The sequence below is a fragment of the Rugamonas sp. genome (genome assembly GCF_025354735.1).
In the GTDB taxonomy this organism is placed as follows: Bacteria; Pseudomonadota; Gammaproteobacteria; order Burkholderiales; family Burkholderiaceae_D; genus Rugamonas.
Genome location: NZ_JANXMI010000170.1, coordinates 1 through 11,382, shown reverse-complemented (window position 1 = coordinate 11,382; position 11,382 = coordinate 1). Strand labels below are relative to the sequence as shown.

At 64.8% G+C, this 11,382-nt stretch carries 10 protein-coding genes; all 10 read right to left on the bottom strand.

The genetic code is table 11. From position 1 onward, the window contains the following. On the bottom strand, positions 1 to 960 hold a 960-nt coding region (locus Q0S71_RS14020; protein WP_295996623.1), incomplete at its 3' end, for a response regulator. Positions 961 to 964: 4 nt separating this feature from the next. Beyond that, positions 965 to 3,112 carry an HDOD domain-containing protein gene (locus tag Q0S71_RS14015; protein ID WP_295996621.1) on the bottom strand — a complete coding sequence of 716 codons (2,148 nt, stop codon included), beginning with the start codon at positions 3,110 to 3,112 and terminating at the stop codon, positions 965 to 967. 237 nt (positions 3,113 to 3,349) lie between these two features. Further along, positions 3,350 to 4,630, bottom strand: coding sequence for a multidrug effflux MFS transporter (locus tag Q0S71_RS14010; protein WP_295996618.1), 1,281 nt, complete (start codon positions 4,628 to 4,630; stop codon positions 3,350 to 3,352). A 118-nt stretch (positions 4,631 to 4,748) separates the two neighbouring features. Beyond that, a complete protein-coding gene (locus Q0S71_RS14005; RefSeq protein WP_295996626.1) occupies positions 4,749 to 5,918 on the bottom strand; it encodes a class I SAM-dependent RNA methyltransferase in 1,170 nt (389 codons plus the stop codon). 104 nt (positions 5,919 to 6,022) lie between these two features. Next, complete coding sequence (locus tag Q0S71_RS14000) at positions 6,023 to 6,625, bottom strand: 2-hydroxychromene-2-carboxylate isomerase (RefSeq protein WP_295996613.1); 603 nt, start codon at positions 6,623 to 6,625, stop codon at positions 6,023 to 6,025. A gap of 11 nt (positions 6,626 to 6,636) precedes the next feature. Continuing rightward, positions 6,637 to 7,065 carry a CopD family protein gene (locus Q0S71_RS13995; protein WP_295996611.1) on the bottom strand — a complete coding sequence of 143 codons (429 nt, stop codon included), beginning with the start codon at positions 7,063 to 7,065 and terminating at the stop codon, positions 6,637 to 6,639. 83 nt (positions 7,066 to 7,148) lie between these two features. Further along, on the bottom strand, positions 7,149 to 8,414 hold the full coding sequence (locus tag Q0S71_RS13990; protein WP_295996608.1) for a glutamate-5-semialdehyde dehydrogenase: 1,266 nt from the start codon (positions 8,412 to 8,414) through the stop codon (positions 7,149 to 7,151). Between the two features lie 38 nt (positions 8,415 to 8,452). Continuing rightward, the gene (holA, locus tag Q0S71_RS13985; RefSeq protein ID WP_295996605.1) at positions 8,453 to 9,469 is read right to left on the bottom strand and encodes a DNA polymerase III subunit delta; all 1,017 of its coding nucleotides are present in this window, start codon (positions 9,467 to 9,469) and stop codon (positions 8,453 to 8,455) included. Between the two features lie 9 nt (positions 9,470 to 9,478). After that, positions 9,479 to 10,042, bottom strand: coding sequence for an LPS assembly lipoprotein LptE (gene lptE / locus Q0S71_RS13980; RefSeq protein ID WP_295996602.1), 564 nt, complete (start codon positions 10,040 to 10,042; stop codon positions 9,479 to 9,481). Between the two features lie 54 nt (positions 10,043 to 10,096). Further along, positions 10,097 to 11,382, bottom strand: a 1,286-nt coding sequence (locus Q0S71_RS13975) for a class I tRNA ligase family protein (protein ID WP_295996599.1), incomplete at its 5' end; no start/stop codon positions are given.

Here is an 11,382-nt window from a genome sequence, read left to right as displayed (position 1 = left end):
GGTCAGGATGTCGTGGTAGGCCTGGTAAGAGATCACTTCCTCGGCGCGCTTGCGGTCCGTGATGTCGCGCGCCACGCCGTAGGTGCCGAAGAATTCGTGTTTTTTGACTTCGTGGTCCGGCACGTGCATGCCGATCGCGTTGAGCGAGATCGTCATCAAGGTGTTGTTGAAGGTGCGCTCGACGGAGCTGCCGGTGTTGCACTTGAGGCGCAGCTCGACGTTGCGCGACGCCCGCTCGTCGACGCGGCGCTCGTTGAACACATAGCGGGCCCGCTCCTGGTCCTCGTCGTGCACCAGGATGGAATAATGTTTGCCGATCAGGTCTTCGCGCGAGAAGCCGAGCAGCTGCTGCACGCGGTCGTTGACGAAGGTGAATTTGCCTTCGTGGTTCAGGGTGTAGATGATGTCGGGCGAGCTGTCGACCAGGTAGCGGTACATCTTCTCCGAGTTTTCCAGCTTGTCGGCGATGCGCTCGTTGTCGATCGCCAGCTGGCGTTTTTGCAGCGCGTTTTCGACGGTCTTGAGCAGCTCCTCGCGGCTGTAGGGCTTGCGCAGGTAATCGTAGGCGCCGCGTTTGAGGGCGCCGATGGCCGCTTCGATGCCGACGTCGCCGCTCATGACGATGACGTCGCCGTCTATGCCCTTGGCGTTGATGAAGTCCATGATCTCGTGGCCGCTCATGTCGGGCAGGCGCAGGTCGAGCAGGATCAGGTCGAAGCGCATGCGCGAGAGCTGGGCCAGCGCCTCGCTGCCGCAGGTGGCGGTGACGAGGTGGTAGTCGCGGTCGCGCAGCAGCTCGTACAGCGACGACAGCAAGCGCGGTTCATCGTCCACCAGCAAAATGCGGGGACAATTTTCGGTCCTCAGCGGCAGTGCCGGATGGGGCGCGGGCAGGGAGTCCGGGGAATCCAGGGACGTATCGATAGCGGCAAGAACGTTGGCTGGGTTCAGGTTCATCATGGCCTTAAACTGAATCCATCGCCCGCGTCGGCACGCTGGCGAGTTGACTGGCGCTGCCACGGGCGGGCAGCAGAATTTCGAAAGTGGTGCCCGTTTTGCCGGAGCGGCAGGTAATCAAGCCTTGCATCTTTTTCACCAGACTGTGGACGATGGACAGTCCCAGGCCGTGATGCGCGCCGTCCTTGGTGCTGCGCACGGCCGAGAACAGATTGGCCAGCACCTCGGCCGACAGGCCCGGCCCGGTGTCGCTGACGACCAGCTCCAGGTAGAGGCGGCGTTCGCGGTTGACGTGGCCGCGGTTGCTGATTTCGATCTTGCCGCCGCCGGGCAGCGCCTCGACCGCGTTCTTAATCAGGTTCACCAGGATTTGCTTGAGCAGGTCGGCGTCGCCGTCGATTTCGGCCGGCTCCTCCTGCATGCGCACCACGATCTGCACCGAGGCCGGCACGAAGTCGGTGGCGCGGAACAGGCGCAGCACGTCGTCGACCACGCGCGCGACGTCGGTGACGCGGCTCGATTCGGTCGGCTGCAAATCGGCCAGGCCGTTGATCAGCTGGCCGACGCGGTCGATCTCCTCGTTCAGGATCGACATCTCGCCGACCACCGGCTCGCGCTTGGCCAGCTTGCCGTCGAGGACGGACAGATAATTCTTGATGATGGACAGCGGGTTGTTCACCTCGTGCACCACGCGGCGCGACGCCTCGCGGTATTCCTCGGCCACGTGGGCCAGCTGGCGCTTGGCGTGACCGCGCTCGCTCATGGCCGTCTCCAGCGCCTGCGCGGCCTGGGTGCCGAACGACTGCAAAAAGCGCTCGCGCTTCTGGTAGCCGGACATCTGCCAGCTCGCCGCGCCGCCGATCAGCACCCCGAGGCAGCGCTGGTTGGCCACCAGCGGCAGGCACACCAGGCTGTCGGTGCCGAGGATGCGGAACAGCTGTTCTTCGGCGATGCTGAGCGCTTGCGCGTCGCGGCTCACATAGGCCAGCTTGCGTTCGAGCGCCGCCTCGGCGACCACGCCGCCGCGCGCCAGCGGGATGGAGAATTCGGCCAGGCGCTGTTGCTGGTCGCCGGCGGCGCTGCCCATCAGCGCGTGGCCGGTGGGATTTTCCAGCAGCACGACGGTGGTGTCGAAATCGAACAGGATGCGCGCCGAACGCGTCATCGATTCGAGCAGATTGCCCTCGCCCTGCTGGCGCGCGAAGGTCTGGCCCATCTCCGACACCAGCACCATGTTGCGCACTTCTTCGGACAGGCGCTGCTGCACCGGATCGGCCGGGGGCGGCGCGTAGGCCGACGGCGCGACGATGTCGTCGGCGCCGGCCAGGTCGATGCCGAGGTATTCGGCCGACTTTTGCACCTGGCGCGCGGCGTTCTTGACGATCAGTTCCAGCTCGTCGGCATCGAGGCCGCACAAACGGCCGCTGTCCTCGATCGCCACCGCCTGGTCCTGGTGGCTGCACAACAGGTGCGCCAGCCGCACGAAGCGGATCAGCGGGTGCGCCGATTCGAGCCGCGCGATCGGCTCGTGGTGATACAGCACGCTGTCGGCCAGGAAGGAATCGAGGTGCCAGCGTTCGATCAGCCAGGCGCCCGCTTCCGAGTGCGTAATTTGCAGCGTGCGCTGTTCGACGGCGCACAGGTCCTCGTCGTCGCGCGCCATGAAGTTGACGGCGTATTCCTTCGGCGCCGTGGCCAGCAGCGCGAGGCGGCCGACGTTGTGCAGCAGGCCGGCCAGATAGGCTTCCTCGACGTGCGGGTACTCCATTTTCTTGGCGATGTCGCGCGCGATGACGGCCGTCGTCAGCGAGGTTTTCCAGAAGCCGCGCAAGTCGGTGCTGCCGGAATGGGGGAAGCTGTTAAAGGTCTGGAACACCGATTCGCTGATGACCAGCGTCTTGATCATGTCGGTGCCCAGCGACACCAGCGACTGCTCCAGGCCCACGGTGCGGCCGTTGCGGTGGTAGGCCGAGCTGTTGGCGACGGTCAGGATCTTGCTGGTCATGCCAGCGTCCTTGGCGATCAGGGCCGCCAGTTCCGGCATGCCGGCGTCGTCGGCCTGCAAGTGCTCGATCAACTTGATGAGTATCTGCGGCATGGCCGGCAGACGGGCAATCAACAGGCGATTGCGGATATCGTGGTCTGATTGATGCATCGTTATCAAGCTTTGCCGCCAAGGGAACTGCGTCGAAAAGGGAGGCGGCGCCCATCGGATGGCGCCGCCACGGTTTTTATTAACTACGTTTAAGTGACCTGTATCGGACACAGTTGCCTGCGTTGGCGCCGTCAACCCGAGTTTCGGAAAAAGTCATATTAGCATAACCATACACGATAACTTCTCGGCAAGTAAAATTTCCTGTTAAACTTTTTATAACTTGCCTGTGATCAACGATTACGGGGATGGTTGGCGTAGAAGCATGCTCCGGTAAAAGCGCGACGTCAACCATAAAAGGAGAGCAGAGGCACTAAAGGCCATCTGACCGACCGCTAGCCACAACATCGAGTGTGATAGGAAGGGCGCGATGACGCCGGCCACCAGCGCGCCGAGCAGCGTGACGGCGAAGGACTGGCAGGAGGCGACGGTGCCGCGGATGTGGGGGAACAGGTCGAGCGACAGCAGCGTGGCGCCGGGCGCCACCACCGACATGCCGAAGGTGTAAAAGAACATCGGCAGCACCGACCAGGGCAGCGCGGGCGCGTGCAGCAGGTGGAAGGCCACGTTGACGGCCGAGGCCGAGAGCAGGAACACGAAGCCGATGCCGATCTGGCGCGCGAACGTCATGCGCCCGGCGATGCGGTTGGCCGCCAGCGCGCCGAGGAAGATGCCGCTGACCGAGGGGATGAACAGCCACGCGAACTGGTCCGGCCCCAGGTGCAGCTGCTGCGGCAGCGCCACCGGCGCGGCGGCGATGAAGATGAACAGGCCGGCGAAGTTGAGCGCGACGACGCCGGACTTCATGTGGAACAGCGGCGAGCGGAAGACGGCGCCGTAGTTCTTGGCCAGGTAGCGCGGATTGAAGGGCTGGCGCTTGTGCGGCGGCAGCGTCTCCGGCAGGCGCTTGTAGCACAGCACGAACAGGATGATGGTGTAGACGAACAGGAAGTGGAAGATGGCGCGCCAGTCCATCAGCTTGACGATCCAGCCGCCCAGGATGGGGGCGACGGCCGGCGCGATCGAGAAGATCATCGTCACCAGCGACAGCAGGCGCGCGGCCGGCGCGTCCGAATATAAATCGCGGATGATGGCGCGGCCCACCACCACGCCGGCGCCGGCCGACACGCCTTGCAGGATGCGGAACATCCACAGGTAGTGCACCGTGTGCGAGGCGGCGCAGCCCAGCGTGCCGATGGCGAAGGTCACCAGCGACACCAGGATCACGTTGCGGCGGCCGAAAGCGTCCGACAGCGCGCCGTGCCACAGCACCATGCCGGCGAAGGCCAGCATGTAAAAGCTCAGGCTTTGCTGCACCTCGATCTGGCTGGCGGCCAGCGACGACTCGATGGCGGGGAAGGCCGGCAGATAGGCGTCGATGGAAAAGGGGCCCAGCATCGCCAGCGACGCCAGCACCACCGCCAGCGCGCCGGCGCTGAGCACCTTCATGTGGCTCGGTTCGGGCCGGGGAATATCGGCGACGGGATCGGGCGGCAGGTCGGACGGTGGGGTGGGGAACATGGCGGATATTGGATAGCTGCTGAAACGGCGGCGAGAAACTCCGGCGGCCAGGGGCTCTGGGGTCTGCCCCCGATTTCCGCCCCGGGCCGCGCACCGGCCTTGCTGTTTACCTGACGGCTTAAACGTTTTTGGGCTTGGCTTCTTCGCGGCGGTTGTAACCGGCCACCATATCGAAGCGGAACAAACGGCATTCCAGCGCACCGTTGAAGAACGGCGTCTTGCGCGCCTCCTTCAGGCGCAGCAAACGCGGCAAGCCCAGGTCGGCCGTGAACAGGAACACGGTCCATCCCGCGAAGCGCTGCTTGAGCGTGGTGCCCAGCGCCGAATAGAACGACGTCGCCATTTCATCTTCCGGCAGCGTGCTGTCGCCGCGCACGCCGATACGCTCGCCGTACGGCGGATTGGTCAGCATGATGCCGGGGAAATCGGTGGGCGCCTGCACTTGCTGCGCCTCGATCTGCTTGAGCGGCACGTCGAACACGATGCCGGCGCAGCGCAGGTTATGGCGCGTCATGGCCACCATGTCGCCCGAGATGTCGCTGCCGAACAGCGTCGGCGTTTCCGGCAGCGGAAGCGGCGTGATCGCGTTCTTCATCGCGGCCCACGGCGCCGGGTCGAAATCGTTGAAGCGCTCGAACGCGAAATCGCGCCGCGCGCCCGGCGGTATGCCCTGGATCATCTGGGCCGCTTCGGCCAGGATGGTGCCGGAACCGCACATGGGATCGAACAGCGGGATGCCCGGCTTCCAGCCGGCCACGCGCAGCAGGCCGGCGGCCAGGTTTTCGCGCAGCGGCGCGTCGCCGGTTTCTTCGCGCCAGCCGCGCTTGAACAGCGCCTCGCCCGAGGTGTCCAGATAAATGGTGAACTGGCGCGCGTCGAGGAAGCCGACGATGCGCATGTCCGGGGTCTTGGTGTCGACCGAGGGCCGCTTGTCGAACTGGTCGCGGAAGCGGTCGCAGATCGCGTCCTTGATTTTCAGCGTCGTGAATTCGAGGCTGCGCAGCGGCGATTTCACGGCGGTGACGTCGACCCGTATCGTGTGGTCCGGCGTGAACCAGTCTTCCCACGGCTGCGCCAGCGTCAAATCGTAGATGTCGTTTTCATTCTGGTAGCCGGTGACGGCCATGCGCATCAGCACCCGCGAGGCGATGCGCGAATGCAGGTTGATGCGGTAGGCGTCGAGCAGGTCGCCGGAGGCGTGGACGCCGCCGGGCACCTGGTTGTGCACCTTCAGGGTGGTGCTGTTCTGGGCGATCTCGCCCAGTTCCTCGGCCAACGCCGCTTCCATGCCGCGCGGGCATGGGCAAAAATAAGAAGCCATAGGTGTACCTTTTATCCGTTAAAAAACTAAAAACCCAAAAATCAACTGCTTGAAACCGGCTGCATCCCTGCTTACTTCGCCATGGCCCGTTCGAGGAAATCGAGACGGTCCTGGCCCCAGTAGCTTTCGCCTTCATACACATACCACGGCGAGCCGAAGATGCTGGCGGCGGTGGCGTCCTCCGTGTTGCGGTCGTACTCGGCCTGCACGCTGGCCGTCTCCGCCGACTTGGACAGCATGCGGCCATCGAGGCCGCAGCCGTTCGCGATCTGCACCAGTGTTTCTTCGTCGCCGATGTTTTTCTCTTCGGCCCACAGTCCGCGCATGATGGCGTGCGACAGCTCCAGCGCCACGTCGACGCCCAGCGCCAGCCGGGTGGCGAGGATCAGCTTGGCCGCCAGCTCCGGCGACACCGGGAAAAACTTCGGCTGCACATTCATCGGCGCGTTCAAAAACGCCGACCAGCGCGCCAGCTCCGTCAGGCGGTAGGCCTGGCGCTGCGGCGCGCGCTTGGCCAGCGGCAGGCCGCCGGAGACGCCGAACACCTTGTTCAAATCGAAGGGCCGCACTTCGATCTGCACGCCGTGCTGGCGCGCGATGGCGATGAAGCGCTCATGTCCCAGGTAACTCCATGGCGATTGCGGCGCGAAAAAATACTGGCAAACTTTAGTCATGATGTCCCCGATCAAAAAGGTTTGACGACCACCAGCACCACGATGGCCAGCAGCAGCAGCACCGGCACCTCGTTAAACCAGCGGAACCACCGGTGGCTGCGCCGGTTCGCGCCGGCCTCGAACTTTTTCAAGATGGAGCCGCAGGCGTGGTGATAGCCGATCACCAGCACCACGAACGCCAGCTTGGCGTGCATCCAGTGCGGCATCTTGAAACCGTCCGGCCCCGCGTACTGCAAGTATACAAGAATGATACCGAACACCAGCGCCGGCAGCGCCAGCATGGTCGTGAAGCGATACAGCTTGCGCGCCATCAGCAGCAGGCGCTCGGTGGCGACGGTCTCGCTTTCCTGCGCCAGGTTGACGAAAATGCGCGGCAAATAAAACAGCCCGGCGAACCACGAAATGATGAAGACGATGTGCAGCGCTTTAATCCAGAGCATGGCATTCCCGGTCAGGTGAACAACAAAGGACGGCGTGCCGCGGCCGTCCGTATAAAAAATCACTACGAAAATCGCTGCGCAAATCAGCCACGCACTTCGCCGTGGCCGAACACCACGTACTTCATCGACGTCAAGCCTTCCAGTCCGACCGGGCCGCGCGCGTGCAGCTTGTCGTTGGAGATGCCGATTTCGGCGCCGAGGCCATATTCGAAACCGTCGGCGAAGCGCGTCGAGGCGTTGACCATCACCGACGCCGAATCGACTTCGCGCAAAAAGCGCATGGCGTCGCTGTAGTTTTCGGTGACGATGGCGTCGGTGTGCTTGGACGACCAGGTGCTGATGTGATCCATCGCCTCGTCGATGTCGGCCACCACCTTGATCGACAGGATGGCGGCCAGGTATTCGGTGCCCCAGTCCTCCTCGGTGGCGGCGACCAGGTGCGGGTAGCCGGCCAGGATGGCGTGCGATTCGGGATCGGCGCGCAGCTCGACCTGGCTGGCAGCGTACAGCTTGGCCAGCGCCGGCAGCACTCGCGGCGCGATGGCGCGCGCCACCAGCAGGGTCTCCATCGTGTTGCAAGGGCTGTAGCGCTGGCACTTGGCGTTGTGGGCGATGGCGACGGCTTTTTCGATGTCGGCCTGGGCGTCGATGTAGACGTGGCAGATGCCGTCCAGGTGTTTAATCATCGGCACCGTGGCTTCCTCCATCAGGCGCGCGATCAGGCCCTTGCCGCCGCGCGGGACGATCACGTCGACGTATTGCGGCATCGTGATGAGGGCGCCGACGGCGGCGCGGTCGGTGGTGTCGACCACCTGCACCGCGTCGGCCGGCAGGCCCGCCGCCAGCAGGCCTTCCTTGACGATGGCGGCCAGCGCGCGGTTGCAGTGTATCGCCTCGGAGCCGCCGCGCAGGATGGTGGCGTTGCCGCTCTTGATGCACAGGCCCGCCGCGTCGACCGTCACGTTGGGCCGCGCTTCGTAGATGATGCCGATCACGCCCAGCGGCACGCGCATCTGGCCGACCTGGATGCCGGACGGGCGGAATTTGAGGCCACTGATTTCGCCGACGGGATCGGGCAGCGCGACGATCTGGCGCAGGCCTTCGACCATGGTGGCGATGGCCGCATCGGACAGGGTCAGGCGGTCGACCAGCGCCGGCGCCAGGCCGGCGGCGAGGGCCGCGTCGAGATCGCGCTGGTTGGCGGCGCGCAGCAGCGCGGCGTCGCGCACGATGGCGTCGGCGATCAGCAGCAATGCGCGGTTGCGGGTGGCGCTGTCGGCGCGGGCCATCGCGCGCGATGCGGCGCGGGCCCGCTGCCCCAGCTGTTCCATATACTGCTTGATGTCCATCGTGGTCCCGTTTTTATGCCGATGCGTGTGCGCCGCGATTATCCGCGCGCGACCTTCAGCGCCAGTTGCAGCATCGCGTCCCAGGCGTCGCCGGCGTAGCCCTTGGCGCGCAGGCCCTTGATTATTTTGTCGACCTGCGCCGCTTCCTTCAACGCCGCTTCCAGCGTCGGCAGCGCGATGCGCCGCAGCGCCGGGTCCATCATGCGCTCGCGCGGCCCCCAGATGCGGTGCTCCTTGAGCAGCGCGCCGAGCGGCCGGCCCTGCGCCATCCCGGCCTTTAATTTTAACAGCGTGCGGATTTCCTCGGACACGGCCCACAGCACCAGCGGCAGCGCCTCGCCCTCGCCCTTCAAGCCTTCGAGCATGCGCACCAGCCGCGCCGGGTCGCCGGCCAGCATCGCCTCGCTCAACTTGAAGACGTCGTAGCGCGCCACGTTGAGCACCGCGTCGTGCACCTGTTCATAGCTCAGCTTGCCCGGCTCGTGCAGCAGGCCGAGTTTTTGCAGCTCCTGGTGCGCCGCCAGCAGATTGCCTTCGACGCGGTCGGCGATGAAGTCGATGCTGGCGCGGTCGGCGCTCTGGCCCTGCGCCGCGAGGCGCTGGCCGATCCAGTTCGGCAGCTGGGCGCGTTCGACCTGCGCGATGTCGATGTAGACGGCGGCCTGCTGCAAGCTCGCCACCCAGGCCGCCTTCTGCGTCTGCCAGTCCAGCTTGGGCAGCGTGATGAGGGTCAGATTGTCGGGACTGAGATCCTTCACGTACGCTTGCAGCGCGGCGCCGCCATCCTTGCCCGGCTTGCCGGTCGGGATGCGCAGCTCGATCAGTTTTTTGTCGCCGAACAGCGACAGCGACTGGTTGGCCGCCAGCAGCTCGCCCCATTTGAAGCTGCGCTCCACCGTCAGCACGTCGCGCTCGGAATAGCCTTGCGCGCGCGCGGCGCGGCGGATCTTGTCGGCCGCCTCGAGCGCCAGCAGATGCTCGTCGCTGGTGATGACGTACAGCTGCGCCAGAGGTTTGCTGACATGGCCGTCGAGCGCTTCAAGCCGCAATTGCATGGAACGTCCTTACTGCTTGAGCGCCGGCGCCGACGGCGGCACCACCACCGGATGGTCCGGCGCCAGCGACATCGCGACCTTGGGCTTGATGGCCGCCAGGCGCCGCATCATCTGCTGCACCAGATCGGTCTGCATGTCCTTATACAGCACGGCTTCTTCGCGCTCCTTGGCCAGCAGCTGGGTTTCGTCGAAGTCGATCGGACGGTTCAGGTTCAGCGCCGTCGGTGCCAGCAACTCGTTGCCCTGCTGGTCGACGACCTTGAACAGGATCTGGTAAATCAGCAGGTACTGGCGCACGCGCCCGTTGCCGTTCAGGGACAGAATGGTCTTGGTGCGGGTCTTATCGGGATCGGTCAGGACGATGATCGAGGCGTCGGCCAGCTTGGGATCGTCGACCACTTCGGTGGCGCCGTTGGCGCGGATATTGCGCTTCAGGTCCACCGCCAGCGGCGACGCTTTCGGCAGGCCGACGTAGATGGTCGGGAAGGGCAGCGTGTAGCTGCCGCCGTCGCCGCGCAGGTGGAAGCCGCAGGCCGACAGCGTCAACGCCAACGTCAAGGCCAAGGCCGGCATGGCGCCCGCCAACCGGCCGCGCCGGAACAAAACCGAAAGAGTCATTATCTGCCTTTAGACGACGATGTTAATCAATTTGCCCGGCACGACGATGATCTTCTTCGGCGCCCCTTCGAGGAACTTCTGTACCGCTTCATTGGCCAGTGCGGCCGCTTCGATGCTGGCCTTGTCGGCGTCCTTGGCGACGGTGATGCTGCCGCGCAGTTTGCCGTTCACTTGTATCATCATCTCGATTTCCGACTGTTCCAGCGCGGCCGGATCGACTTGCGGCCAGGCGGCGTTGAGCAGGTCGCCGTGCGCCGCGGCGTAGCCCAGTTCCTCCCACAGCACGTGGGTGATGTGCGGGGCGACGGGATTCAACAAGCGCAGGAAGATCGAATAGCCTTCGGCGATCAGCGCGTTGGAGGCGGCGCTGTCGTCGAGCTTCGCCGATTCGAGCGTGTTGAGCATCTTCATGCAGGCCGAGACGACGGTGTTGTACTGGATGCGCTTCAAGTCGTAATCGGCTTGCTGCAAAATTTTATGCAGTTCGCGGCGCAGGTTTTTCTGCGCGTCGGTGGTCGGCGCGCTGCTCAATGCCGAGCCGGCGCCGGCGATGCGCGCGGCCTGCGCGTAACCGAACGCCCACACGCGGCGCAGGAAGCGGTTGGCGCCTTCGACGCCGCTGCCCGACCATTCCAGCGTCTGTTCCGGCGGCGACGCGAACATCGTGAACAGGCGCGCGGTGTCGGCGCCATATTGTTCGATCTGCGCCTGCGGGTCGATGCCGTTGTTCTTCGACTTCGACATTTTTTCCGTGCCGCCGATGTGCACCGGCTGCTGGTCCGACTTCAGCACGGCGTTTTGCGGACGGCCCTTGTCGTCGGTGGTCAGGTCGATGTCGGCCGGGTTGAACCAGGTCTTGCGGCCGGCGGCGTCTTCGCGGTAGTAGGTCTCGTTGAGCACCATGCCCTGGGTGAGCAGGTTGACGAAGGGCTCGTCGAACTTGACGAGGCCGAAGTCGCGCATGATCTTGGTCCAGAAGCGCGCGTACAGCAGGTGCATGACGGCGTGCTCGATGCCGCCGATGTACTGGTCCATCGGCATCCAGTAATCGTTGCGCTCGTCGACCATGGCCTCGGTCGCGCCGGGCGAGGTATAGCGCATGTAGTACCACGACGAATCGACGAAGGTGTCCATGGTGTCGGTCTCGCGGCGCGCCGGCTTGCCGCACTGCGGGCAGTCGCACTTGAGGAAGGCCTCGTCCTTGTTGAGCGGGTTGCCGCTGCCATCCGGTACCAGATGCTCGGGAAGCACGACCGGCAGGTCCTTTTCCGGCACCGGCACGGTGCCGCAATCGG

Coding starts and splice junctions, on each gene's coding strand:
- Q0S71_RS14015 (WP_295996621.1), bottom strand. CDS start 3,112: ATGCATCAATCAGACCACGATATCCGCAATCGCCTGTTGATTGCCCGT.
- Q0S71_RS14010 (WP_295996618.1), bottom strand. CDS start 4,630: ATGTTCCCCACCCCACCGTCCGACCTGCCGCCCGATCCCGTCGCCGAT.
- Q0S71_RS14005 (WP_295996626.1), bottom strand. CDS start 5,918: ATGGAAGCGGCGTTGGCCGAGGAACTGGGCGAGATCGCCCAGAACAGC.
- Q0S71_RS14000 (WP_295996613.1), bottom strand. CDS start 6,625: ATGACTAAAGTTTGCCAGTATTTTTTCGCGCCGCAATCGCCATGGAGT.
- Q0S71_RS13995 (WP_295996611.1), bottom strand. CDS start 7,065: ATGCTCTGGATTAAAGCGCTGCACATCGTCTTCATCATTTCGTGGTTC.
- Q0S71_RS13990 (WP_295996608.1), bottom strand. CDS start 8,414: ATGGACATCAAGCAGTATATGGAACAGCTGGGGCAGCGGGCCCGCGCC.
- holA (WP_295996605.1), bottom strand. CDS start 9,469: ATGCAATTGCGGCTTGAAGCGCTCGACGGCCATGTCAGCAAACCTCTG.
- lptE (WP_295996602.1), bottom strand. CDS start 10,042: ATGCCGGCCTTGGCCTTGACGTTGGCGTTGACGCTGTCGGCCTGCGGC.